Here is a 23,432-nt window from a genome sequence, read left to right on the forward strand (position 1 = left end):
AGTTTTTCTACTACAAATAAAAAAACACACACAAACAGTATCATATAGAAAGGGCTTAAAACTTAAAAAATAGCCACACTCTATTTAAAAGTGTAATCCTACCGCTCGTAAATTTGATCAAAATTTCTTTTTCGACAATACAGCTTAAGCGCTTCTCTCTTATTCAAAGCTTTTTACACTTTCTAAAACAATACAACCATCCCTTTCATCAATATTTATTTGCATTTCTGTCACCTCAGCAAGTAACATTGTATAATAAAATTGGATGGCATGTGCATCAATAAGCTCTTCTTGAACATCACCATGGTATAATGAAAGGAAATGAGGGGGAATACGGAGGATTTTACCGAAAATTTCAAATCGAAATAAACGTTTATTTTCCTCTTGCACAATCATCACAACAATTTCACCGCCACGAGAAACCGTTGCATTTGCAATCAATAACAAATTAAGTAAAAGTTTAACTTCATCTTTTTGTAATAAAAAAGAGGGAGCCTGCCATTTTAAAGTTGCTTTTTCTTGCTGCATATATTGCTGAGCAACTTGCTCTGCGGCCCGTGTATCTATTTGCCCTCCACTTGCACCAGCAAAACCAAAAGCCAATCGCGCAAATTGTAGACGTGCAGAAGCACTCGCAATAGACAAACGCACCAATTGCAAAGCATCTTCTTCAGCGCCTCCTTCATCATAAAGCTCCATTGCATTTTGAATAGCCCCCACAGGTGAAATCAAATCATGGCAAATACGACTACAAAGCAAAGCAGCAAGATCCATAGGTTTCAAAGAAATAGCGAACGTCATAACGATTGAAAACTCCTAAATTCAAAAAACAAACTTTATTTTAAAGAAAAACTCTTAACATCTGATGCATAAGATAAAACATTAACAATCATGCTAAAAAAATTTTCAGAAATAAATTCAAGAATTTAAATAACCTTACATCTTATTTTTTATTTGAATAGAATGAAAATCCTAATATTATCTTTTTGTTTGTTACTAATAAAAGGAGAAAACTCCATGGCCCTCTCTCTACTAAAATACTGCTACAAAAATATTATATCTTTAATCTTCCTTTTATTCGTCAGCGTAAACACTGCCCATTCTCAACTAAAACCAATAGAACCAAACGAGCCTCATTATTCACTCCAAGAAATTATTGATTCTGGTCATATTTTTTTTGGAAAAACAGCCAGTGGTCTAGCCGTTGCTATTCAAAATATTTTTTCACAATACGGTTATCCTAATGCCTATATTTTAGGAGAAGAAGCTTCTGGTGCCTTTTTTGCTGGATTAACCTATGGCGAAGGAAAAGTTTTTACCAAAAGCTATGGTCAACATAAAGTTTTTTGGCAAGGCCCCTCAGTAGGATGGGATTTTGGCGGTCAAGGTTCCCGTCTTATGATCTTGGTTTACAATCTGAATAACATAAATAATTTATGGGGGCGCTATGGTGGTATTTCAGGTTCGGCCTATTTAATTGCAGGTGTTGGTTTTCATGTTCTCAAATACCATGATACCTTACTAATCCCTATACGGACAGGAATCGGTGCACGTCTTGGTATCAATGTAGGATATTTAAAATTAACACCTAAACCGACATGGAATCCGTTTTAAACGTATTCTGACTTGAAAAGGGGTATCATGCTTATTCAATCGTTTCTTTTTTTTATTCTTGGCGTTGCTGCCATTTCTTGGTTACTGGTGCTTTTGTCCCCTCTTATTTGGCGTAAAGCCATTCATTTTGCGCATAAAGATATTTGTGCGCAAATTCCGTTATCACACGCAGAAGTAGAAGCAAACCATGATTTTCTTCGCGCACAACATGCTGTAGAAATAGCGAAAAATCAACAAAAGTACGAATCTTTACAAAAAAAATATGTCCAACAGAAAATACAACTACACCAAGTAACAGAACAACTTTATCGTCTACACTTCTCCACCCAAGGTATTCCCACCAAAGAAGCGATAGCCATAAAACAAAAGATCACTACAACAAATATCTTCAAGGAAAAGAAAAATGATGCGTGAAAAAATTGCACACTATCAGCAATGTTTACAAAAAATCCAAACGCATGAACCTGACAAAACAGATAACCAGCAACTGCTAGAAGAACTACGTGAAGAAACAAAAGAACTGGCAGCAACACTAGCAGCACAAATAGCGCTAAAAGAGGGGAATACATCCCCAATCAATACACTGATTCAACATTCCAAAAGCAAAAATGACCTAGCATCACGCATTCGCAAAAAAATCAATTTTCTCTCCCAAAATCCCCTTTAATGAATTATCTTTTAAAATGCCCTAAATGAAGAGTAAAATCAGCAAAGGTTCATTATAACTTTCATAACCCAAATAATTTTATTAAGCGTGACTTTCTCACCAAGTGAAAAAACAAAACTTCTCAAGCTAGACCATTTTATAAAAAATCCATCTTTCTATCTAGCCAATTCCATTTTCTAATCATACCACAATCCTAAAGAGCCGTATTTCATGGGTTCTAGGAGAAAATAATCCTTAAAAATATTTGTCACAGGCTATAATAAAAAACATCTTCTAAAATGGACTACCAATAAAACTTTCACTATAGTTTTAAAAATAAAAACACGCTCTCAAGAGTAAAAATCTTTTATTTTTTGGATAATCATATCCTGATCCGTTTGCTCCAAATAAGGATGCATTGGTAAACTTAATACACACTCCCCTAAAGACTCAGAAACAGAAAGGGAATCTTTTACATAAGAAAAGTGTTTATAAGCTGGCTGTTGATGTAAAGGCGTTTTATAATAAATCATTGTGGGGATAGAATTTTTTTGTAAAAAATCCTTTAATTTATCACGCTCTTTTACCTTAATCGTATATTGTGCATAAGCAGAACGAATATTTTCTTCTATTTCTGGAACTGTAACAATATCTCTTAAGCCATTGGAATAGCGTTGCGCAATTTCTACACGCTTTTCCATTTCATCTTCAAAAATCACAAACTTTTCAAGTAAAATTGCAGCCTGAATACTATCAAGACGCGAATTCATACCAATCCGTACATTGTCATATTGTGTTTTACCTTTACCATGAAACAAAATAGAGCGTAAAAGTTCTGCCAAATCATCATCATTGGTCATCATAGCGCCTCCATCGCCATAACACCCTAACGGTTTTGCAGGATAAAAACTCGTGGCAGCCACGTCACCAAAAGCACCGCACATAGTACGACCGTTTCTTCCACCCATAGATTGAGCAGCATCTTCAATGACAAAAAGATTTTCCTTTGCAGCCATTTGAACAATTTGCACATAATCAGCAGCAAGCCCAAATAAATCAACAGCAATAATAGCCTTTGGTTTTAGGCGTCCTTCTTTTTTAACCATTTCGATAGCATGAGAAAGTTTTTCAACATCAATATTAAATGTATCAGGCAAAACATCGACAAAAACAGGCTCAGCCCCCACCAAAGCAATCACTTCAGCCGTTGCAGAAAACGTAAAACTTGGACAAAACACAGCATCCCCTGGACCAATATTTTTCGCCATAAGAGGCATCTTCAAAGCATCTGTTCCATTAGCACATGCAACTACATGTTTAACGCCAAGATACTCTGCCAATTTTTCTTCAAATTCGGTTACTTTGGGCCCCAAAATATATTTACCACTAGCGATCACTTGTGTAATTGCAAAATTAATTTTATCTTCAATACGCGCACGCTGCGCCCCAAGGTCGATGAATTGCATATTAACTCCATTGATCATCACAAGAATGCAAAAGTGCTACTTATCTCTTTTATCGATCATAATTGACATGAGCAGCTGTTAAAATTCGTAAAACCGCAATAGCATCATCGCCATTTGTACGAGGTGATTGACGTGTTTCAATACAATGAAGGAAATGTTGCAATTCACAAGTAAGCGGCAACCCCTCACAAACATCAATGTAATTCAGCTCATCCATGCTAAAAGCCCACTCTTGATTCTCTTTCCAAACTGCAAAATGATGCATTGCCAATTTACGGCTCCATGGTTCCATATCATCAAAAATGAGCATAGCTTTTGTCCCCACAACAATTAACCGCCTCTCACGATAAGGGCTCAAGCGTGAAGCAAAAAGATGACTACGCACACCATTGGGAAAAGCCATATGAACATGAGAAAAATCAGAAATCCGATCAACAACAGCAGCTCCCTCACCGCGAATTTCGGAAGGTTCACATCCTGTCAAGGCCAAAATCATTGAGAGATCATGAGGAGCAAGATCCCATAAAGCATCACTGTGTGTATGAAATTTCCCAAAACCTAATCGATGAGAATAAATATATCGCACCTCTCCCACTTCTCCATTTTTCACCAATTCGCACATTTTTTCAAAAGCTGGATGAAACCGTAAAATATGGCCCACCATTAAAATCCTCTCACATTGGCGAGCCACTTGCACTTGCTGTTCAGCATCCGCAACATTCAAAGCGATTGGTTTTTCCACCAAAACATCTTTACCATTTTTAACAGCATGTAAGACATTTTGTGTATGAAATTGTGGAGGCAGCGCTAATACTAGCGCATCAATATTTTTATGAGCAAAAAGATCATCTGGTGGAATAGCTTCTACACCATACATCGCTGCAAAGCTAGCAGCACGATCACTATTAATATCAGAAACTGCTGCTAAAGCCCCAAGAGAGTGGAGTGTTCTTATATGATTTCCACCCCAATGACCGCATCCTAAAACCGCTACACGTGGCACCATTTTTATGCCTTACCTTACCTCAACAATAAAAATTATATTTGCCTATACTCCATATCGAGGATAAAATAGAATGACAAGTAAAAAGCTGAAAAACGATGCTTGACATCTTACTATTTTACCTCTTATATCCGCAAAAGATCTGATTATTTGCAACATTTTTTTGTTTTGGCGGAGTAGCTCAGTAGGTTAGAGCAGAGGAATCATAATCCTTGTGTCGGGGGTTCAAATCCCTCCTCCGCTACCATTTGCTTTTAGTTCTTGTAGCTTGCCAGCGGGTTTTGTACCAATTTATTTTTGTAGCTTGCCAGCAGTGTAGCTTGCCAGCGGGTTTTGTATATTTTGACACTAGGTTTTGTACCAATTTATTTTTTTTCACATGATTTTTAAGGGGGTCTCAAAGGGTCTTCAAAGGCCTTTCAAAGGGTGTTTTAAGATTCGTAATTTTTTATGAGAATCGATGGGATTTTTCTTCTCAATCATCGGATCATCATTTTGAGCTCAAGCAGATATTTCTGAGAGATGAGTATGATCTGTTAAATCACTAAAGCATGTAAAGTCAGATTGGAAAGCAAGAGGAACGATTCCTGTTGGACCATGGCGTTGCTTGGCTATGATAACTTCGGCTTTGCCCTTGGCTTGCTCCATTGCCTCTTTCCATTTGTGATATTCAAGCGTGCCTTCTTTGGGTTCTTCATTGTTGAGATAATATTCTTCACGATAAACAAACAACACAATATCGGCATCTTGCTCAATTGAACCTGATTCCCGTAAATCAGACAGTTGTGGACGTTTATCTGTACGGTTTTCAACTTGTCGTGATAATTGTGAAAGCGCAATGATGGGAATATTGAGTTCTTTTGCAAGTGCTTTAAGCCCCATAGTGATGGCTGTAATCTCTTGAACGCGGTTTTCTAAAGAACGCTTTGAACCGCTTGTCATCAGTTGGATATAATCAATGATCAAAACATCTAGACCATGTTGTCGTTTAAGACGCCTTGCACGCGCAGCCAATTGCGCAAGAGATACAGCCCCCGTTTGATCGATATAAAGAGGAATGGTTTGAAGGGAACGCGTCATATGAACAATGTTTATAAACTGATCATCAGAAAGATTCCCTCGCCGTATATCAGAAGAAGAAACCTTCGTTTGTTCTGAGATCATGCGGGTTGCAAGCTGTTCTGTTGACATTTCAAGAGAGAAGAAACCAACAATCCCCCCTTCACCTTCTTTTGTGTTGCTATCACGCTTGCAAGCATTGGCAATATTAAAAGCAATATTGGTTGCAAGGGACGTTTTCCCCATACCGGGACGCCCTGCTAGAATAATCAAATCAGATGCTTGCAACCCTCCCATTTTCGCATCAAGGCTTTTAATATGGGTTGCCATGCCAGAAAGCTTTGAAGAACGCTGTTTCGCAGCACTTGCCATGTTAAGTGCCTTTGTAATGGCGGTATTAAACTTTTCAAAACCACCCCCATATTTGCCCTTTTCGGCTAATGCAAATAACTGATTTTCAATCGCTTCAATTTGTTGCGCAGGGGACAATTCTAGGGGAGCATCAAAAGATCTATTCACAATTTGAGTGCCAAGATTAATTAAAGAGCGGCGAATAAACAGATCATAAATAACGCTTCCATACTCTTGAGTATTGATGATTGTGATAGCCTCTTTGGCTAAACGCACCACATAATTAAAAACTGTGATATCTCCAACTTTCTCATCATTTGCAAAAAAGGGCTTCATGGTAATGGGATCGGCAACTTTTCCCTTTTGAACAATTTGTGAGATGATATCAAAAAGCCTTTGATGAAGGGCTTCAAAAAAATGTTCTGCTTTGAGAAAATCAGCAACGCTCTCAAGCGCATTATTATTGATCATGATTGCCCCAAGCAAAGCTTGTTCTGCTTCAATATTATGGGGCAGTTGCCGAAAAGAAGAGGCAAAAGTATCTCTTGGGTTTTCTGCTTCTAACACATTTAATTTTCTCATGCCTCTTTTCCTTGATTTGGTGCCTCAAAGGTGATTTCTGTGGTGTATCCGCTTTGCTTTTCATAGCGATGGGTCACGGTTGCCGCATGCCATGGACCATTGATCTCTCTACGAAACCCTTGCAATAGCAGTGGTTGACCCGCCATGATCTCAGGGCGCCCCTCAAGGCTTACAGAACCACTGCCCATCGCGCGGCAAAGCCTGTCCGACTCAGAGGCTGCTGCTGCTTGTGCTTGGCTCTCACAAGGGTAGCAGGTCCGCAGACGACGCACCGGACCATGATACCCCGTGTGATGTTTGACAGAATGCTGTTGCCCTTTTGCGCGATCAAAATAAGAGGCTTCAATGGTGCCATATTGGGTGCGCGGCTCGAGACTAAATTCCCAATGGGAACAATCCTGTTGATGAATTGTCTGGAGAGGAAGATTGTCCCCGCTTAAAAATAAAAACTTATTGTCTTTGATCAAAAAACGCGCCTGCATCCGATCAGCAAGGCGGGTTAAAAAATCAATTGCCGATTGATCCGTGCGCACCACATAAGGCAAGGTTTGTTTGGTAAATTGTGGACTCACCTTTGCTTGATAGCCATGACGTTTGGCAAGGGTCTCAACAATCTTGCCAATGGTTTGATGGTCAAAATGTTCGCTCACCTGTTCTTTGATCTCCGCACGCATGGAAGCGCTTTTGCCACAAAGGCGCAAAATCTCTCCATCACTGCCCCCACAACTGATCACCGATTCCACAACAAAACGCCCCATAAAGGCACGAATGCTGTCTTGATAACCAAAGGTGACTTGGAGTGCGCTACCCGCTGCTGGAATCTCTAAATCATTGCCGCTATCATCAAATTCTGCTTCAAAGCTATCGGCTTCATTACTCGTATTATCCGTGATGGTTGCCGTTAAAAGACGCTGGTAAAAAACCTCATGAACAAGTTTATCCCCCGCCCTTACCTCAATAAAGGGATATGTGCGCATTAATCCCATAGCCGCTTGACCACACTGTTCTTTTCGCATGAGACAAATTCAGGCAGAAAGACTTTTAAGCCCCGCGGTAAAAAAGCCCCATACCCCGCAATTTCTGGATTAGCCTCCAGCGTGGCTTCTAAATAGCCTCTCAATAAACCCGCTTGCCTCCGGTCTCCTAAAACAGACAAGGCATGCTGATAACAAATCAAGTCTAAACTCATATCCTCTAATGTGATCACAAACTGCTTTGCGGGGATCTTCATGGGGTATCCTCCTCTTGTCCCCCCTGATATTGCCCTATTTGATATTGACCTTGGGGCTTTCCCCCATCAAAAAACGGCAACAGGCTAATGGAATAGCGAATACGTCCCGATTGACCAGAGCGGTTAATGTAATCATGGTCCTTACGAATATGGGTAATGACCACAGAGCCATGCATTAAGGCACTGTAGCTATCATCACGCATCCAACGGATCATCTGAACCGGTTTTGCTGCCCGAATGGTTCTGGTGATGGCATCAATGGCCGCACGGTCTCCAAACTCTTCTGGAAACAACACTCCGTGGAGGGTTTTAGGGTCATTGCCATAGCCGGTAAATTGCAAACCAGGGGAACGGCCAAAACGTTCTAAGCAAACCCATGAAGCAGAAAACTCTTCCTCAAAAGATTGAAAATTTAACCAGTCCACATAAAATTGATGCGGTCCTAACATCAGCAAAGGATCTTGCATTCCCCTCTTCCCCTCATTCTATTCCCCCTCATTTTGTTCTCTCCATTACTCTGTTCCGCCGTGCAAGGCATTGGCTCCTGCCCGTTGCAAAGCATGACGAACCGCATAACCGGTCGAGGCGGGATCACGCGCGCCATTGACATGCACCGTGACATTTTGATTGTGCGTGATGGGGACGCGCTCTTTCTCTCGCCGCTCTGTGAGAGGGGCATTGCCATGCCCTGTTCTCACAAATTGCACAAGTGGTTGGATAGGCGTTTTGCCTCCCAAAAAACTTGGCAAATAATCTCTAAAATCAATCGACCCAATCCACCCCTTTATGCGGCGAGGCAAAGATTTACAAAAATCTATCAATTGTGAGATAGACGACATAAAGCCATCGACAATCGAATCCGCTAAAGCTTCTCCGGCTTGTTCCATACCAGCCTTGGCACTCTCAGAGAGCTTTTCGCGGGCAAAAAAGCCACAAAGCCACCCCCAAAAATTGGAAAGGCTTTGTTTAATCCCATCCCACATATTACCAAACCACTTGGAAACAGAGGCAAGTCCCTGTTTAAGCTTTTGCCAATGGTGAGAGAAATCAAAGGCAGCAGCAATGATGTTTTTCCAACGGGTAATGGTACTGGTATCGGCACCAAAAAAACGCATGACGGCTTCAAAGGCTCGCCCAAAAGCGCGTGTTATCCCCCGTGCAAAGCCCTTTATAAAAGAAGAAAAACGATCCCAATATTTCCACAAAATAAAACACTGAGCCAATATGACAGCTATAGCAGCAGCAACCGCTGCCCCGATTGGCGAAAAAACAGCCCCAACAACAGAGGCAATGCCAGCCCCAACCACCTCGATCACAGTTCCTATCCAACCAAAAGAGGCAGCAAATGCTGTACCTGAAATTGCAATCCCCCGCAACGCGCCCATCAATAAAGTCATAGGGCGCAAGAGTCGCAGTGAACTTGCCCCAAGTCCTGCAGTAAGCAAGCCCAGTGAGCGCCCTGAAGCCAAGAGCCCGCGCCAACTGGCTTTCAGCGCACCGCTAACAGCCCTCATCTTGATAAAGGAGCCGATTAATTGAAGAACCCCAAGGCGGGTACCCGCCATGGTAAAACGCACAACCCGCAAAGCAATATTAAAAGCCATGAGGGCGGCAATGGTTTTGATGATCACACCGGTTAAAACAGGGTGTTCATTCGCCCATGCCATCAACACGTTTAGAAAACCACCAACACTGGACATTAAACTATTCACATGGGGCAATAACACTTCACCGATGGTCACCCCCAAAGCCACAACGCGGTTTTGCAACAATTCAAATTGCCGCATGGCACCGGTTGCTTGTTTGTCTGCCTCTTGTTCAACTGAGCCTTTAAAGACTTTTGGGTCTTCAACAAACTTTAAGGCTTGTTGTAACAATTCGGGATTATTGACTAGTTTGGCAAAGTCTCCCGTAAAATCGCGTCCTGCAACGGCAATGAGGGAATTCATGCCCCTTTCTGATTTGCCTAAGGCTTCAAAAAAGCGCACCAAGGTACCTGTCGCATCCTTGTCCAGATCTTCCATAAATTTTTGACGGGAAAGACCAATATTACTAAAAGCATCTTCAATATGTTTTCCCCCTGCCCGAATACGCGCACTGATGGAATTAAAACCACGCGCTGCACTCTCTGGTACAATACCAGCAGAAATCATCGCCGTCCCAAAGGCTGCGGTTTCACGGGCGGTGAGTTTAAACATGGTTGCCGCACCGGTCGCCCGATTGGTAAAGTCTGTAACTTCACTTGCCTTGGCCGCCATGTGATTGGAGAGATGATTGATGGCATCGCCTAGATCTTCAATGCCTGCCTGATTAAGCTTGAAGACATTGCGCAATTTGGCAAAGCGTTCCCCAATCTGGTCCCCCGTCATATCAAAGGCAACGGCGGCTTTGGCGGCATAAATACTAAAAGCCTCGAGATCTTGTTCACCAATGCCTGCTTGGCTGGCACTGGTCATCAGTTCTAAAACTTCACGGGCGGCGAGAGGAATCTTTGTTGAGGTTTCCAAAGCAAAACGACGCAATTCTTTTAAACGATCAAGGGGGCTATCCAGAACCTTTTCCAAACCCTTCATCGATTGGTCAAATTGCATGGCTTTATAAAGAGGGGCGATTAAGGTTGCGGTTTGGGCAACAGCCCCCACCATGCGCCCACGCGCATGAATATAAGCATTTTGCGCATTTTCTGTGGCTTCTTTTAGATGCTTAGGGTCAAACCACCCTTTAAAATGCTTGCGTGTCTGGTTTTTGAAATGCGCAATATCGAGGCTAAAGGCTCTTAAGTCTTGCTTGGCAGAAGCAATCCCTTCTTGGAGATGATTCACAAAACGGATAACAAGGGAAACATCCATGATTGCCTCTCATCCTAACATTTGGCTTTCATATTCTTGTTGTTTCAAGCGGGCTAATTCTTCGCGGTAGGCAATGACGTCCAGCCAATCCATCTGATTGATCTCTAGAGCCGACCAGTGGTAATAAAGGGCTAGTTCGGCTCCAAATTGTCTGGCATAGAGGATTGGAGTTTGGGAAAAAAAGCAAAAAAAACCTTAAAAACAGCCACAAGATCAAGCAAATCAAGACGATTAATCAATTCAACGGATTCATGAGACATCTCTGCCAAAAGTTCAGCGATTCCTTCCATGGCTTCATGGGTAAGTAAAGCCTCACAAAGCTTGAAAATGAGAACATCATTGCTGAAAGGTATTTTATCCTCTTCTAAAGCGGGGAGAATGAACTTTGCCAACTGTGGTCCCATCAACACGGCTAATTGGCGTGCTTGCTTGAAGTTTGGGCGATAAAAGGTCAATTTGTGTTGTGTGGATTCTTTGCCATCCTTGTCTTGATAGACAAGGGGAACCTGCAATTCCACAGCGACACTTGTTTGTAAACTGGTCATGATCAATTCCTATAAATTAAGTATAGCGCGGCGGCGCCCACCGATCTCTTGTCCATTGCGCACCAACCAACCGCCTCGTTTAAAGGAAAAGCGGTGCAAAACAGAACCATCCCAAAATTCCGTATAGTCCCAAACATTCTTAATTTCGCAATCATAGCCTGTGGCTTTTCCAGCCGTTAAACCTTCGCTATCGACTTTGACCAAACGCCCCGTGACATCAATGGAATGTTCATGCTCGCGTCCATCTTCTTCAGACACCACATGTTTTTTGCCGGTAAATTTATGACGAACCCCTGGAGGACCACCAAAAATGCCGATGATTTCGGGGGTGTGGCTGTGGATCTTCATTTGTAAGCTTAAAGCTTTCACACCAAGACCACTGACATCAATTTGCATATCAGAGCCACCAGGTTGATAGGTTTCGGTGATTTCTTCCAACGTGGGAAGTTTGAGTGTTTCAAGATCAAGATGAAGGTTTACATCATCATCAACAATCAGGGTAAAACCACGAACAATTCTTAAAGTCATGCGTTACTCCTTGCTGCTTTGCGATAGGTATCAAGCGTATCACCAAAAGCATAGGTCATTTTATTTTGGATATCTTCAGAGAGCCGATTAAAGTAAGCGCCATTGCGCCGGCTGCCAAAGCTTAAATCTTCTAGAGGGGGGACTTCTTCTGCATCAAATTCCACCCGTAACTTGCCCAATTGCAAATTGCTGTTGGAATTCAAATCACGGTCAAACCAAACCCGCCCCCCTAAAAGGGCACCACGGGCAATCATATCATCAAGAAACTGTGTAAGGCTGCGGGTAATGGCAATCACATGTTGACCGGTCAGGTTTTCGTCATTGGCCCAAGGGCGCAAATTGTTAATGATGGCCTTTTCCAAGGCGGCGCGGGTACGCACCACATTGACAAAGCGCCAGAGTGGATCACTCGAGGTGGTGTGATTGCCCCATAAAATACGCCCATTGGCAGCCAGTTGACCTTGCGCATTCTGGCTAAGGCGGGCTGGAATAAAGGTGGCGATATCGGCTTGATTGAGACGATTAGCCTCATGATCAATTTCCCCATCAAAATAGCTAATGGGGCGTGCTGTGCCTAAAATACCTTTGACATCTTGATTGGAGGGTGACCAAAAAACACCCCCTTTTTGTTTGTCCCGTTTGATAAACATAGCGGCTGCAAAGGGGCTTGCCGGTTTAATGCTAAAGCCCCCATCAACATTTGCTACACGCACAAAGGGGTCAATGAGATAACAAAAGCGTGAAGAGAAATCCGCCCGAAAGGCAAGGCTTTCTTCCGTATTTTTGCCTCCCGTATCAAACACAGCAATGGCTTGTAGCTTTTCGGCAACCTGCTCTAGAGCATCTGCTAGTGGATTTTTAGCATTATCAAGCCGCCCTGCACTATAGGCTGGTGCTAAGAGAATTCCAGGCTCCACCCCCAAATGCCCTCGTGCATGTTTTAGCGCATGAACACCGGTTAAAGCAACACTTGACCCCACCATTTCGGTTTGTGTTTCAGCAATAGTGGATTTTTCTTCCACCCGCACAAGGATTACTTGTGCCTCAATTCCTTGTGCACGCACGGCATTGATAACATCAAGGGCTGTGCCTTTTTGCCCAAGCTTTTGGATTTTCTCTGTCTCATGGGTAAAGACCAACACAGGCTCGTTAAGGGGATAGGTTTTTGCATCTGCATCAGGGGCTGTAACAACCGCCCCAATGGCGGTTTGGCTAAACATCTCTAGGGGGCGAGACGCTTGACCATCCTCAATGAGGCGAATACCATGATTAAATTCTGTTGCCATTTTGCTCTCCAAATCAATGAAGAGACACTAACAACTATCACCATGCTCCATAAGACTGACAGTGTCAGTCAAAAAAAACTTTATAAATTATACAAAAACTGTTTTATACAACAAGCATCCGTTTGAATTGCGCTACTTGTTTTTGTATTTATTCTTTCCATAATCTTATAAGAACAGCCCCATCAGCTCCAGCACCGCTTGGAGAATTATATCCATGAGAACCAGCTCCACCACCACCAAAACCACGACCTCCTTTTCCTGAACCACGAGAACCTTTTCCTGTCCCTCCACCACCTCCTCTTGAGGTATCACCCCCAGCATCCCCGCCATTACCACTTATCTTGCCAGTAATTCCACTCGTTCCAGCACAACCATTTCCACCGTTAGCAAGTCCTGGATATTCATCTGTTGCTAAACCAAAGTTTCCACCTGTACCTCCAGCACCACCAGAACCTGAATAATAGCCAGTAATATAACCATTTCGTGAACTATAGTAACCAGCACTACCATAGTTTCCTCCGGTAGCGGTAATAAAATCCTTGCCAACGATTGTTGTTCCTCCAGAATTTCCTGTCGCCCCGCGTGATGCAACAGAAGCTCCTCCTTTACCAATGATGATATTCTCATGACCGTTTAATTTTGCTTTATAACCATACCACACGGAACAACCGGCACCACCACCTCCACCTCCTAATCCTATATCATAAGCTCCACCACCACTACCGCCGCCGCCCCAAGCTTGGATTTCAACTTTGGTTTTATCCGTCACCCAATCGGGCCATTCAATTTTACCATCTTGTGTATAGAGCAATTCATCATCAGCAAGTTCTGGCCAATTAATGGGTTTATCAGTAAGAATTTTTTTAAGACTCTTTACCTCAGCCCATATTTCCTGCTTGAGAATATCTATTTCTGATTTCGTATAAACAAGATCTCCATCGACTTTTAAAGGTCCTTTAAGCGAGCTTCCGCTTGTGCTTAAATTTGTCACCACTTCACCATTATGGATAAGATTAAATGACGAGTTGCCTAACAGTTCTAAACCACCACTCATGGTGACTTTGCTGGTAAATTTATTATAACTTTGCCATTCATTGGCTTGTTTTAAGCGCCCATAGCTGGTCAGATCTTGGTTAATCTTGGCTCTAAAGTCATCCAATCCCACAATATCTTCTGTTTTATGCTGGTGTGACCCTAACAGCGATATCGCACTGCCAAAGGTAAAATTATTGTTGCCTGATTTATAAAGCACATAATTGTTGGCAGCATCTTTAGCTCCCTCGATATCGCTTAAATCGGCAAATGCAAAACTCTTATCGGCTGCCATCTTGCCATTAAGAGCTGTTTCTAGCCCCGTCACATCACTAATTGTATGCTTATGTTGTAAAGGCGCTTTTTCGTCTGTTTTTTCCTCAACAGTTATAAGCGCTTGATCAAGTTTATTGAGATTATCGCGCAATATGGGGAATTCAGAACTGATAAAACGTCCTTCTTTGGGTAATTCCATGTCGAGTTTTTTAGTTTTGCTCATCTCTCATTCTCCCATTATATGATACCGGCGCCAAAATCACACACCATGGACCGTGCTGCAGGTCCACCCGTAAGGGTAAGTTTAAGGCGCGCATGTCCTCCTGTTTTGTCACTGCTAATAAATTTGCGCTCTGTCCAAAGGGGTTCAGAAAGCTGTTCTGTTTCATCGAGTTTTAAAGGGGTAAAAACACCATCATCCAGTTGCATCTCGAGGGTGAGAGAAGAGCCACCTGGTAAAAAGCTTTTGATATAGCTGGTTAATCTTGCCTTTTCCCCAAAGGCAAAAGCTCTTGTGACATAGGTTGCTGTTTTATGAATCTTTCCTGCAATCAATTGCACGGGGGCAAATAACACTGGCGAGAGCTTTTCTGTACCTTTGAGAATAGCGCGAAGCTTGACTTTTTCACTGATATATTCGGTCAGACTGAGCAATTGAAAGGGCAGCAATTGATAAACCGTGCCATTATTGCGTTCAATTTCAAAGATGACAGAACAATCGCTTGAAGGCAATTCAATGGCTGCACGGATTTGTAAATCAGAACAGTCCACAAGATCAAAGCTGCCTAAATCCACTGTTTTTTCTGTTTGCCTGTAGCGGGCTGCCAACACCCGAAAGGCCAAGGCTTCATCTTGATGCGCGCTCCAGCTTTTCGCATTCACAGAAGAAAAGCGTGGACCCGTCACATAAGGGTGACTAGAAACATACCTTTGATGTTCTTTATCGAAATCCCCAAGTTTGGCAAGTGATACGGAATGATCCCCATCATCGGTCTTAATGACAAAAGCGGTGAGACGGTCATCGGGCACTAACAAGGGTACAGCATAGCGTGCGTTCGCCCAGCCGGTTTTGGCGCCCTTCATGGAATAGGAGGTTTGGGCTTGAATATCAGCGGTAGGATAACCGTTTTCAGTGGTCACCAAATCAATCACCAGATCATGGGCTTGATTGCCAATTTTACAAAGATGAAAGTCAATGCCGGTGATTTGTCGTGTTTCATCGGGGGTAAAGACTTGTGCTTGCGGATCATAGGCTGTCCATATTTTTACCGTGGTGGTGCGCCGCATCACCTTCACATCAATCACTCCTTGTCCGGTAAAAAGCCCCGTTGCAACCGTTCCACCTTTGCCTCGTGCAATCACATTCTTTGTTCCAGCGGTAATGTCCTTAGGAATGATAAAGGTTCCTTCCACAATCCCCTTGGCATTGGCAACAAGGCGGCTTTTGGGTAAAACACTCACACCATCAAAGCTAAGGCTTTCCAAAATTTCCCCACTGCCAAAACCTTCAATCTTAAAGTTCAACGGAATGGGTCTTAAAAAGTCGATTTGCTCTCTCGTTGTATTCACCAAATCATCACTGATTTCTGTTTTGCGAATGCTTCTCCCACGGTTCCAACCCATATTGAGTTGATTGGTGACACCAGAGAGCCAATCAGTGCGTTCAACATGCCAAAAGTCTGTTGCGGGGGTAAGGGTGACGGTTCCAAGGAGAGGCGCAAAATTTTGATAAGGATTGATTTTTTCACAAGCCGTTGTCAATTCTTGCGCAATGATAACCTCATTGGTCCAGTCAAGCGTGACTGGGGCGTTTAGGGGGGCAGTATAAAATGTTGGGTCAATGGCAAGCTGTAACATGCCATTGCCAACAGCCCCTGTTTGTTCAAAACCTTCATCGCGATAACTGTCATCGAGAAAAGGGTCTGCAAACATGCCTTTTTTAGCAACGGGTTCTTTAGAATCCACATTGCTTTTAATGCGCTCTAGTTGCATCAAGCGGTCAAGGGAGAGTACGCGTTGAAAATAGCGCCACATCTCATCATAGGGGGCAACGCGCGTGCCATCATTGACCACACGCGGTACATCCAGCCAATTATTGCTAATGGTCGCTAAAGACAACACATCTTCGGGAACGCTTGGTGCCATGGGTTGGTCTGCCGAAACCCCTTTGATATAGACCACATTACCCCCAGTATTGAGACCAATCCGGTCAATGCGGGGGAGTTTATAAGAGTAACGTACAATAATATCACCTCCATCAGCACCCCCTGAGACAGTGATTTCTTCTGTGGTTACTTTATCTGCTTGCACACTTGCACGGTATCGATAGGTCACTTTATAGCTGCTACCAGGAAGGGGTTCATCGCCAGCGAGGACCCAATCAATGGTGTCTCCGGTTTTTTTAAAGTCCTTGCCTTCTTTAAATTCTTGGTCTCCTTGCACAATTTTAAGAAACGCGGTGATGCTTTTATCGGGAACGCCATCACGCCCAGATGTAATAGCCCCGCGCGTGATTGTAACGGTTTTTTCTTTTGTGAGTAAAATAGAATGAACAGCGGCAATGGGGGTGTAATAGGGCTTAAAGGTAAAGCTTGTTTTTTTGCTTTGAGGCGCAAAAATATAGGTTTCGCTAGGAATCTCACTTGTGGAAAAATCCTCTGTCTCTTCATGGCGCAAAGCGGCTAGACGCTTGCGTTTAAAACCATTGATATTGGCTTCGCCTTCTTGGATTGTGAACACTTGCTTTTGTCCCTCTCTGCCCAAAGCTGTGACACGGCAACCATTCACGATATAATGTCCATGGGCGCGATCATAGGTCGCAATGGCTTGCATGGCCGGTTCAAGCAGTGAGGGGGATTTCTGATCAATCAAAACACCATCTTGTAAAATATAAACCGGAAAAAATGCGCCTTGCTGTCCATCATCTTTGAGCGCCCAAACAAGCTTTGCTACTTCGCGCGCAGCACCAGGCTCTCCTTCGGCTAAAGTGCCTGGAATTTGCCCCAAGAGCTTTGGATCATCTTCATGCGTTACCCATGTTTTTTGGAGTTTTACACCAATTTCCACGCGTCCAATCATAGAAACATTCTCTAAGAGGGCATTTGAAACGGGAAAGATATCACCGGCGATATAAATCTTGCCCTCGGTTAGTGTCACCGTCTTTGTGTCTTTATTGACAAAGGCATCCGCGCGTTCAACGCGGTCTCCTTCTTTGGCCACAAGGCGCCCCAAACGGTTATGGCGCCCTTTGATAATGGTTTGCATTTCATTGAGTTCAGCACTTTGAATAAAGGAGCGCTGTCCATAAAACACAACGCTTTGTTGTTCTTCGCTGCCGATAGATCTGTCAATTGCAAAGGGCAAGCCACTTTCATGTTTCATGTTAAAACCTCAATAAAATCTTGAATTGTTCGCGAACATCTGCGCGCAAAGGAATGTTGATCGGTGTTTTAAGAATCTCCACACCACCACTTAAATCACCAGCGGAAAGCCAAAGTTTGCCAAGGGGGATTTGCTCTACGAGATTGCCATGAACAAGAAGGGAAACAGAGGCGGCGTGTTTATCCTCAACATCCTTAAAATCCGTGCGCGCGGCAAGAAACAATACAGTGCCGGTAGGACAAGGGTTAAATCTGTTGCCACAATGGCTGTAAACACCCTCGATAGCTTGTTCAACGGGTTGTACAGCATAGCAGCGGCGATAGCCAATCAAAGCGTCGTCTTTATCTCTTAAAACCAAATAAAGCGTGCGGTTTTTAAACCACTTTGCCATTAATATGTCGCGTTCATGTTTTTTGACCGAACACCACGGAAAACTTGCCAAATCCCATGGATAATCAATTTGATCCCAACTTAACTCTTCATCCCCATCATCAATCCAGTTGCCAATGCGTTTGCCTTCTTCTTTTGTGAGAACATGGTTGATTTCTGTGGTGCGTCCAAAAGAAAACAGCGTATCTCCAGCGGTTAAGCGGATACCGCTCTCAAAATCCAGCATGCTGTCATCAAGCCGTGACATATTGGCTTCTATAGCCCCCACATCATAACCCGTGACACCGCGGCGAAAATCAGAGCGCAAGCTTTTGGAAAGGTCCACAATCGCTTCAATCGCCTCAAGATCACTTCGTTTAGGCAATTGGTCAAATTCAAGTTGGAAGGAATTCCACCAAGCCCGCTCTGACCATGCGGGGGTGAATTGTACTGAGAGTCCAAGCCATTCAAGCCCCTGATTAATGGCAGCGACAGAGCCACGAATATTTTGCCATTGGAGCCCTTGGTCAATCAAATCATAAGAATTCGAGAAATAGGGCGAAAGTTCTTGTAAACCATATTCGTCAATTAAAGAGGGCAACCAAGAAGGAGGACGGGTGATCAATTTGGCACGGGGAATATCTTCAAGCGCTCTTTTGACTTGTGGGGAAAAAGCCATAGCCCCAGCCAAACAGCGTTCAAACAAGCTTGAATTGGGGGGCAATAACAACGCAGACATCAATAAGCATGCCCCCGTTTTGACAAAGCAATTTCCCCTAGTGCTACCGCCTCATGCGGGGCAACCAGAATATCTTCCCATGGTTTTGTAATCTCCACATGATGCACACCTTCAACCATGAGGCGGCTTAATATCCAACTTGAATGTAAATCACGCCCAAGCCTGCCCGTGCGCGCCCATTCTTCTCTTAAATTCTGTTCTGCCCTTTCCAAAAGCTGTTCTCCCTCATCGGGTAACAACCAAAGGTCAGCCGAAATATCGATCACGCGCTGTACGGCACTTTTGACCAAAAGGGTATCATTGGTCATTTTAACATGGGGCTCGTCAAGGGCTCTTTGCACCTTGGCAATCAAAGTCTCATCAGCCACCCCTGAAGGGCTATCACTAAACAAAGCCACATGAATAAGCGGGCTTTTGCCCACACGATAAACAAAAGCATCTTTGACATGGATATCACTGGAGAGAGCAAAATATTGATAACGGGGCGCTGTCCCTCCTGTGGAATGCCCTTGCCTCTTCAAGCGAATGCGACGGCGAAAACGCTCATCATCCTCATCTAAAAGACGCCTAACCCCATGGAAATCCCCCAAATGATCTAAACTTGTGCCATGTGCAAATTCCAGCAAATTATCCCGTGCTACTTCATTGATCCGCTGGCGCAACAGCAACTCTTCATAAGCAGCCGCTTGTAATTGAATGACCACGGGATCATAAGCGGTCTTCTCCACATTATAGGGGATATGATGGGCAGCAAAAACATCCACCAAACGCGTGACCTTTTGCTCTAAAAGCCTTTCAACAGAAAGTTCTTCAATCACTTGCGGCAGAGGACGTTGTGTAAGGGATAAATGTTCAAGCTCTGCCATAGGAGACCTCTAGCGGAAATTGCCTTTCTTGCCCATGGGACCAATCCCCCAAATGCCCATTGGGATAAAAAACACCCCTTAAAACAAAGTGGAATGTTCCCTCACGCGTTGCCTTGGTCAGATCAATCCTCTGCAATGAGAACCCAGGCTCTCCGCATTCTGGATCATCAAGCGCGTAGGCAATGGCTTGATAAAGACGTAAAATCGTTGCTGGATTGGCATTGGCATCTTGGAAATCTTTGACATCACACCCATAATGGCGACGCAAAACCCGTGTTCCCACTCTTGTCATTAAACATTTATGGATAGATTGTTGGCAATGCGCAAAGCCATACAAAAGAGAGCCATCCTTTTCACTCACCCCACAACGCATGATTTAAGCACCCTTGGTTGTCTTTGTAAGAGAAGTCGTTGGGGCGGAAGAAACCGTTGGGGCTGGTTTTTCAGCAATCTGTCCCAGAAGTAAAGGATATTTTGCCGCCTCTTCACTTAAACAAATTTCCTCACCCTTGCCCAGTGAACGTTGACCTGCAACAAAATCGGCATTGGTTAAAATAACATAAGTTTTCTCACGCATCATAAAACTCCTTTAAAGAGGGCTAGAGGTTGTGGAAGGACCCATTTTGACCCCACCGTGAACATGGCTTGCACCAACCGATTTTTGGTTGTGCTGTAAATCTTCTGCTTGAATCTGCACACTGTCCGCTAATTCAACACGGGTTGATTGGTGGCAAAGCATGAGACCTTGTGCACTTAAACGAATTTGGTTTTCCCCATGGGAGAGAATAAGTTCATCTTTGGTCATCCGCAGAGCGCCTCCCGCATAACAAAGCGCAAACTCTTGCGGTGAGCGTGCTGGATTTTGTGCATCATCGCTATAGCTATCGCGCACTACCAGAGAGGCAGAGCCTATCTCACCATGGGGGTTTAACAAGCGTACCGGATCACCAACATGCAAAGGCATATTGCTAGAGACAGCACCAGCGGCTTCTTGTGCTTGTAGCCAAGGTGATAAAACCGCTTGCCCATTGGCACCTTTAGAGAAAAGTTTCACCCGCACCCTATGCCCATTAACTTCAGCCACCCGCCCCACCATGTGCTGGTTGGCAAGACAGCGTTCAAGCGCATCAAGGCGCTTCATAATTTGCCGAAAGGTCTCGCCCAACAAATGTGCATCATTCATGAAGACACCTCATCATAGGAGAGTAATCCAGCTTTAAGTTGACTTTGTTCCGCATCCGCAAAAATATCTTGCCCCAACTGATGCAAATCTTGGCGCCATTCCACCACACTAATCGACACGCCCCGTTGTTTAATCGCCGCAGAGATAATGGGATCAATCGACACATCCCGCGGGGCACTCAAATGGGTTAAGCCCCATAATTGTCCGCTATGGCATAAAACCCCTATGGCTTCTGCTAAAAGCCAACTGGAAACATCACGCTCTTTGCCCGTGGTGATAATAAAAGCCCCTAAATGAAGTTCAGCACTCATCTGACCAGAAGCAACAGAACTCAAGCGCCCTTCTAACACCGCAACACGTATTGCTGGCGCAACAAGCATCTGTGTTTCAAGTTCTTCTAAATTAAAACGCCCAAATTGACAGGCACAATCGCGCACATCCGGCAAAGCGCTTTGAAGTCTCTTTATCACCGCCTCACGAAACGCATTAATACGCCCTGCTTGCTTGACCATTTGTCTCATGAAAACACCCTTCCCAGCCAATCTTCTGCCGCTTTGACAATTTCCACTTTATTGTGTTCTGAAAGCCCTAAATAGGAGCGCGCCGGCATGGTCACTTGCGGCACACAAACAAAGCGCTGTGCTTTGTTGCTTTTTAGGAAAAAGCGCAGGGTTTTACCATTTTTCGGGCGAATAACCCCACCCAATTGATGAATCCGTGCATAAACCAACCCAGAGCCAATCACCACCTTTTCTGGTGAAGCTTTCATATCAATAGAGCGTGATAAAGCCCCACTGGCATAAAGAATGGAGGAACAAGCATAATTGTTTTTCCACTTCTCTCCTTGGGGGGAGGCCTTTTCGCTTTGAATCCGCCGCCTTGTGCTTTCTTGAATAAGGCGACCAACCCCTTGTGATAAAGTTCCCATTGGGGCATGAGCACTCTTTTGTAAAAAGGATAAAGCCGCTTCAAGCCCCGTCTCTTTAATCTCAATATGGGTTGAAACAGACATGTTATCGCCCCATCAAACGCGGTTGAGCGTGAAAAAAAGCCCCATCCCGCACGGGTCCATCTTCACTTATAATTTTGGGTTCATCGACCCCCAAACCCGCTTTACCTTCCGCAATGCGTTTGAGCAAATCAACCGCCTGTTTGTAGCGATCTTCAATGGTTGTGGTCAGGGCCGTATGGCGTATGGCTAAATTATAAACCGCAATATTCACACAGATCATACCCAAAGCTGCTGGTTGTCCAGCAATGGGAACCAAGTAGCGACGAGACAGATGAGCATCCATCTCACCACTTGCTTGGTTTAGAGCAAGGGCAATGGCTTGATCTAAAAGCACTGGATCAGAATTTTCATCATCAAAAGCACATAAGTCTTTTAAGAAATCATCCCCCCAGAGCTCTTCAACCAATGTCTTGCTTGCATAGGCCATTCAATCTTTTCCTTAAACAACATCTTGCAGCAATACACCGGCATCTTTTGCGGCAACCAATTCGCACACCCGTTCACCCACACGCACCCGTTTACCACCCGATAAGCCAATATCTGGATCTTGGATCACCCCAGAGATACGCTCACCCAACTGTGCACTAAAGCCCCAACTGATGACAGAACCATCCGCCTGTTGCTTGGTGGGATCAATATAAAGCAGAGCAATCTTATTGCCCCAAACGCGTGCCAATTGGGCTGTGCGTCCTTTGCGGGCTAAATTGACTTGCGATTCACCGATCAATAACCGATGAGGGTCTATTTCCATCAGATCAGCAAATTGCGCTTTGGTCACAAATCCATCAGCAGTGCCACCCCCCTTAACCGCTTTGATAATTTTGGGGTGACGTTTGAGTTTTGACCAAACAACTTTTCCCATGACAATGGTGTTGGGTGTATAGACGAGAGCTTTATCCTTCGCTTCATCTAAGACAGAATAAGGATCAGATTTCTCATAATCACTGAATTTATTCTCACCCTTAAGCGTCATCACCCGCTCTGGTGCGTAATTTTCACTCTTTTGCACAAGTTCTGCCACACGCACTTCACGCCCCAATTCCAGCAAATTAGCCAGTCCTTCCACGGCTGTCTTTTCAGGGTTATAACGAGAGCGCTTTTCGGCTCGTGCGCGGGCTGCGGCTTCAATATCTGAATTGGGAATAAGATCATCAAGCCCGTAATCTCTCACACTAGCTTCCCGTTCAAAGGCGGAAAATTCCACCACATTCGGGCGTCCTTTACGCCCTATCTCCAGTTCAGGGACTGTAAAACTTTCCGCGAGGGGAAATTCACTATATTTAAACACTTCACTTAAAACACAAACACGCGGCAAAACTTTATCGCCAATCAGTGAGCCTTCGGGATTGCGATAGCCAATAGCAATGGCGGTAAGGGTTGGATCAATGGGAAAAGGTCTGTTCATCATAAGCCT

25 protein-coding genes and 1 tRNA gene are annotated in these 23,432 nt (G+C 43.9%); 4 read left to right on the forward strand and 22 right to left on the reverse strand.

Annotated features, from left to right (window positions below):
- Window positions 1-159: 159 nt before the first annotated feature.
- A complete protein-coding gene (gene chpT, locus AC6ER9_RS00775) occupies window positions 160-801 on the reverse strand; it encodes a histidine phosphotransferase ChpT (protein ID WP_497074579.1) in 642 nt (213 codons plus the stop codon).
- Between the two features lie 216 nt (window positions 802-1,017).
- Between chpT and AC6ER9_RS00780 the strand changes: the two genes are divergently transcribed.
- The 3 genes from AC6ER9_RS00780 to AC6ER9_RS00790 are packed head-to-tail and all read left to right on the forward strand — an operon-like array spanning window position 1,018 to window position 2,281.
- Complete coding sequence (locus AC6ER9_RS00780) at window positions 1,018-1,614, forward strand: DUF1134 domain-containing protein (protein ID WP_497074580.1); 597 nt, start codon at window positions 1,018-1,020, stop codon at window positions 1,612-1,614.
- A gap of 27 nt (window positions 1,615-1,641) precedes the next feature.
- Window positions 1,642-2,028 carry a hypothetical protein gene (locus AC6ER9_RS00785; protein WP_497074581.1) on the forward strand — a complete coding sequence of 129 codons (387 nt, stop codon included), beginning with the start codon at window positions 1,642-1,644 and terminating at the stop codon, window positions 2,026-2,028.
- Window positions 2,018-2,281: a hypothetical protein gene (locus AC6ER9_RS00790; RefSeq protein ID WP_497074582.1), complete on the forward strand. Its 264-nt coding sequence runs from the start codon at window positions 2,018-2,020 to the stop codon at window positions 2,279-2,281. Before AC6ER9_RS00785 ends, AC6ER9_RS00790 begins: the two co-directional genes overlap by 11 nt.
- Before the next feature lie 329 nt (window positions 2,282-2,610).
- On the opposite strand, the gene AC6ER9_RS00795 is transcribed toward AC6ER9_RS00790, so the two are convergent.
- Window positions 2,611-3,726, reverse strand: coding sequence for a DegT/DnrJ/EryC1/StrS family aminotransferase (locus AC6ER9_RS00795; RefSeq protein WP_497074583.1), 1,116 nt, complete (start codon window positions 3,724-3,726; stop codon window positions 2,611-2,613).
- 49 nt (window positions 3,727-3,775) lie between these two features.
- Window positions 3,776-4,732, reverse strand: a complete 957-nt coding sequence (locus tag AC6ER9_RS00800; protein WP_497074584.1) for a Gfo/Idh/MocA family protein — start codon at window positions 4,730-4,732, stop codon at window positions 3,776-3,778.
- Window positions 4,733-4,899: 167 nt separating this feature from the next.
- Here AC6ER9_RS00800 and AC6ER9_RS00805 point away from each other — a divergent pair.
- Window positions 4,900-4,976: transfer RNA gene (locus AC6ER9_RS00805), tRNA-Met, on the forward strand.
- 254 nt (window positions 4,977-5,230) lie between these two features.
- On the opposite strand, the gene AC6ER9_RS00810 is transcribed toward AC6ER9_RS00805, so the two are convergent.
- From AC6ER9_RS00810 to AC6ER9_RS00900, 19 genes are all read right to left on the reverse strand, one after another.
- Window positions 5,231-6,721, reverse strand: a complete 1,491-nt coding sequence (locus AC6ER9_RS00810; protein WP_497074585.1) for a replicative DNA helicase — start codon at window positions 6,719-6,721, stop codon at window positions 5,231-5,233.
- Window positions 6,718-7,698 (reverse strand): phage late control D family protein, encoded by a 981-nt coding sequence (locus tag AC6ER9_RS00815; RefSeq protein WP_497075243.1) that lies wholly within the window; start codon window positions 7,696-7,698, stop codon window positions 6,718-6,720. The genes AC6ER9_RS00810 and AC6ER9_RS00815 overlap by 4 nt, the downstream gene beginning before the upstream one ends.
- The gene (locus tag AC6ER9_RS00820; protein WP_497074586.1) at window positions 7,698-7,952 is read right to left on the reverse strand and encodes a tail protein X; all 255 of its coding nucleotides are present in this window, start codon (window positions 7,950-7,952) and stop codon (window positions 7,698-7,700) included. Before AC6ER9_RS00820 ends, AC6ER9_RS00815 begins: the two co-directional genes overlap by 1 nt.
- Window positions 7,949-8,419: a phage tail protein gene (locus AC6ER9_RS00825; RefSeq protein ID WP_497074587.1), complete on the reverse strand. Its 471-nt coding sequence runs from the start codon at window positions 8,417-8,419 to the stop codon at window positions 7,949-7,951. The genes AC6ER9_RS00820 and AC6ER9_RS00825 overlap by 4 nt, the downstream gene beginning before the upstream one ends.
- Window positions 8,420-8,464: 45 nt before the next feature.
- Window positions 8,465-10,801 carry a phage tail tape measure protein gene (locus tag AC6ER9_RS00830; RefSeq protein ID WP_497074588.1) on the reverse strand — a complete coding sequence of 779 codons (2,337 nt, stop codon included), beginning with the start codon at window positions 10,799-10,801 and terminating at the stop codon, window positions 8,465-8,467.
- Between the two features lie 131 nt (window positions 10,802-10,932).
- Window positions 10,933-11,346: a hypothetical protein gene (locus AC6ER9_RS00835; protein WP_497074589.1), complete on the reverse strand. Its 414-nt coding sequence runs from the start codon at window positions 11,344-11,346 to the stop codon at window positions 10,933-10,935.
- A 9-nt stretch (window positions 11,347-11,355) separates the two neighbouring features.
- Window positions 11,356-11,874: a phage major tail tube protein gene (locus AC6ER9_RS00840; RefSeq protein WP_497074590.1), complete on the reverse strand. Its 519-nt coding sequence runs from the start codon at window positions 11,872-11,874 to the stop codon at window positions 11,356-11,358.
- Window positions 11,871-13,160 (reverse strand): phage tail sheath C-terminal domain-containing protein, encoded by a 1,290-nt coding sequence (locus AC6ER9_RS00845; RefSeq protein ID WP_497074591.1) that lies wholly within the window; start codon window positions 13,158-13,160, stop codon window positions 11,871-11,873. The genes AC6ER9_RS00840 and AC6ER9_RS00845 overlap by 4 nt, the downstream gene beginning before the upstream one ends.
- Window positions 13,161-13,308: 148 nt before the next feature.
- Window positions 13,309-14,691 carry a Bgr_08870 family protein gene (locus AC6ER9_RS00850; protein WP_497074592.1) on the reverse strand — a complete coding sequence of 461 codons (1,383 nt, stop codon included), beginning with the start codon at window positions 14,689-14,691 and terminating at the stop codon, window positions 13,309-13,311.
- A gap of 14 nt (window positions 14,692-14,705) precedes the next feature.
- Window positions 14,706-17,849: a DUF4815 domain-containing protein gene (locus tag AC6ER9_RS00855; protein WP_497074593.1), complete on the reverse strand. Its 3,144-nt coding sequence runs from the start codon at window positions 17,847-17,849 to the stop codon at window positions 14,706-14,708.
- Between the two features lies 1 nt (window position 17,850).
- A complete protein-coding gene (locus AC6ER9_RS00860) occupies window positions 17,851-18,957 on the reverse strand; it encodes a phage tail protein (RefSeq protein ID WP_497074594.1) in 1,107 nt (368 codons plus the stop codon).
- Complete coding sequence (locus tag AC6ER9_RS00865) at window positions 18,957-19,823, reverse strand: baseplate assembly protein (protein ID WP_497074595.1); 867 nt, start codon at window positions 19,821-19,823, stop codon at window positions 18,957-18,959. Before AC6ER9_RS00865 ends, AC6ER9_RS00860 begins: the two co-directional genes overlap by 1 nt.
- A complete protein-coding gene (locus AC6ER9_RS00870) occupies window positions 19,810-20,196 on the reverse strand; it encodes a GPW/gp25 family protein (RefSeq protein WP_497074596.1) in 387 nt (128 codons plus the stop codon). Before AC6ER9_RS00870 ends, AC6ER9_RS00865 begins: the two co-directional genes overlap by 14 nt.
- 3 nt (window positions 20,197-20,199) lie before the next feature.
- Complete coding sequence (locus tag AC6ER9_RS00875; RefSeq protein ID WP_497075244.1) at window positions 20,200-20,400, reverse strand: hypothetical protein; 201 nt, start codon at window positions 20,398-20,400, stop codon at window positions 20,200-20,202.
- A gap of 12 nt (window positions 20,401-20,412) precedes the next feature.
- Window positions 20,413-21,006 carry a baseplate assembly protein gene (locus AC6ER9_RS00880; RefSeq protein ID WP_497074597.1) on the reverse strand — a complete coding sequence of 198 codons (594 nt, stop codon included), beginning with the start codon at window positions 21,004-21,006 and terminating at the stop codon, window positions 20,413-20,415.
- Window positions 21,003-21,527 (reverse strand): hypothetical protein, encoded by a 525-nt coding sequence (locus AC6ER9_RS00885; protein ID WP_497074471.1) that lies wholly within the window; start codon window positions 21,525-21,527, stop codon window positions 21,003-21,005. Before AC6ER9_RS00885 ends, AC6ER9_RS00880 begins: the two co-directional genes overlap by 4 nt.
- Window positions 21,524-22,018, reverse strand: a complete 495-nt coding sequence (locus AC6ER9_RS00890; RefSeq protein WP_497074598.1) for a phage virion morphogenesis family protein — start codon at window positions 22,016-22,018, stop codon at window positions 21,524-21,526. Before AC6ER9_RS00890 ends, AC6ER9_RS00885 begins: the two co-directional genes overlap by 4 nt.
- 1 nt (window position 22,019) lies before the next feature.
- Window positions 22,020-22,445 (reverse strand): gp436 family protein, encoded by a 426-nt coding sequence (locus tag AC6ER9_RS00895; protein WP_497074599.1) that lies wholly within the window; start codon window positions 22,443-22,445, stop codon window positions 22,020-22,022.
- Window positions 22,446-22,457: 12 nt separating this feature from the next.
- Window positions 22,458-23,423 (reverse strand): capsid protein, encoded by a 966-nt coding sequence (locus tag AC6ER9_RS00900; RefSeq protein ID WP_497075245.1) that lies wholly within the window; start codon window positions 23,421-23,423, stop codon window positions 22,458-22,460.
- Window positions 23,424-23,432 lie beyond the last annotated feature (9 nt).

It is taken from the genome of Bartonella sp. SL317 (genome assembly GCF_059687655.1).

Excerpts from the sequence above, each read along its gene's own strand:
- chpT (WP_497074579.1), bottom strand. The coding sequence starts at position 801 with ATGACGTTCGCTATTTCTTTGAAACCTATGGATCTTGCTGCTTTGCTT.
- AC6ER9_RS00780 (WP_497074580.1), top strand. The coding sequence starts at position 1,018 with ATGGCCCTCTCTCTACTAAAATACTGCTACAAAAATATTATATCTTTA.
- AC6ER9_RS00785 (WP_497074581.1), top strand. The coding sequence starts at position 1,642 with ATGCTTATTCAATCGTTTCTTTTTTTTATTCTTGGCGTTGCTGCCATT.
- AC6ER9_RS00790 (WP_497074582.1), top strand. The coding sequence starts at position 2,018 with ATGATGCGTGAAAAAATTGCACACTATCAGCAATGTTTACAAAAAATC.
- AC6ER9_RS00795 (WP_497074583.1), bottom strand. The coding sequence starts at position 3,726 with ATGCAATTCATCGACCTTGGGGCGCAGCGTGCGCGTATTGAAGATAAA.
- AC6ER9_RS00800 (WP_497074584.1), bottom strand. The coding sequence starts at position 4,732 with ATGGTGCCACGTGTAGCGGTTTTAGGATGCGGTCATTGGGGTGGAAAT.
- AC6ER9_RS00810 (WP_497074585.1), bottom strand. The coding sequence starts at position 6,721 with ATGAGAAAATTAAATGTGTTAGAAGCAGAAAACCCAAGAGATACTTTT.
- AC6ER9_RS00815 (WP_497075243.1), bottom strand. The coding sequence starts at position 7,698 with ATGCGCACATATCCCTTTATTGAGGTAAGGGCGGGGGATAAACTTGTT.
- AC6ER9_RS00820 (WP_497074586.1), bottom strand. The coding sequence starts at position 7,952 with ATGAAGATCCCCGCAAAGCAGTTTGTGATCACATTAGAGGATATGAGT.
- AC6ER9_RS00825 (WP_497074587.1), bottom strand. The coding sequence starts at position 8,419 with ATGCAAGATCCTTTGCTGATGTTAGGACCGCATCAATTTTATGTGGAC.
- AC6ER9_RS00830 (WP_497074588.1), bottom strand. The coding sequence starts at position 10,801 with ATGGATGTTTCCCTTGTTATCCGTTTTGTGAATCATCTCCAAGAAGGG.
- AC6ER9_RS00835 (WP_497074589.1), bottom strand. The coding sequence starts at position 11,346 with ATGACCAGTTTACAAACAAGTGTCGCTGTGGAATTGCAGGTTCCCCTT.
- AC6ER9_RS00840 (WP_497074590.1), bottom strand. The coding sequence starts at position 11,874 with ATGACTTTAAGAATTGTTCGTGGTTTTACCCTGATTGTTGATGATGAT.
- AC6ER9_RS00845 (WP_497074591.1), bottom strand. The coding sequence starts at position 13,160 with ATGGCAACAGAATTTAATCATGGTATTCGCCTCATTGAGGATGGTCAA.
- AC6ER9_RS00850 (WP_497074592.1), bottom strand. The coding sequence starts at position 14,691 with ATGAGCAAAACTAAAAAACTCGACATGGAATTACCCAAAGAAGGACGT.
- AC6ER9_RS00855 (WP_497074593.1), bottom strand. The coding sequence starts at position 17,849 with ATGAAACATGAAAGTGGCTTGCCCTTTGCAATTGACAGATCTATCGGC.
- AC6ER9_RS00860 (WP_497074594.1), bottom strand. The coding sequence starts at position 18,957 with ATGTCTGCGTTGTTATTGCCCCCCAATTCAAGCTTGTTTGAACGCTGT.
- AC6ER9_RS00865 (WP_497074595.1), bottom strand. The coding sequence starts at position 19,823 with ATGGCAGAGCTTGAACATTTATCCCTTACACAACGTCCTCTGCCGCAA.
- AC6ER9_RS00870 (WP_497074596.1), bottom strand. The coding sequence starts at position 20,196 with ATGCGTTGTGGGGTGAGTGAAAAGGATGGCTCTCTTTTGTATGGCTTT.
- AC6ER9_RS00875 (WP_497075244.1), bottom strand. The coding sequence starts at position 20,400 with ATGCGTGAGAAAACTTATGTTATTTTAACCAATGCCGATTTTGTTGCA.
- AC6ER9_RS00880 (WP_497074597.1), bottom strand. The coding sequence starts at position 21,006 with ATGAATGATGCACATTTGTTGGGCGAGACCTTTCGGCAAATTATGAAG.
- AC6ER9_RS00885 (WP_497074471.1), bottom strand. The coding sequence starts at position 21,527 with ATGAGACAAATGGTCAAGCAAGCAGGGCGTATTAATGCGTTTCGTGAG.
- AC6ER9_RS00890 (WP_497074598.1), bottom strand. The coding sequence starts at position 22,018 with ATGTCTGTTTCAACCCATATTGAGATTAAAGAGACGGGGCTTGAAGCG.
- AC6ER9_RS00895 (WP_497074599.1), bottom strand. The coding sequence starts at position 22,445 with ATGGCCTATGCAAGCAAGACATTGGTTGAAGAGCTCTGGGGGGATGAT.
- AC6ER9_RS00900 (WP_497075245.1), bottom strand. The coding sequence starts at position 23,423 with ATGAACAGACCTTTTCCCATTGATCCAACCCTTACCGCCATTGCTATT.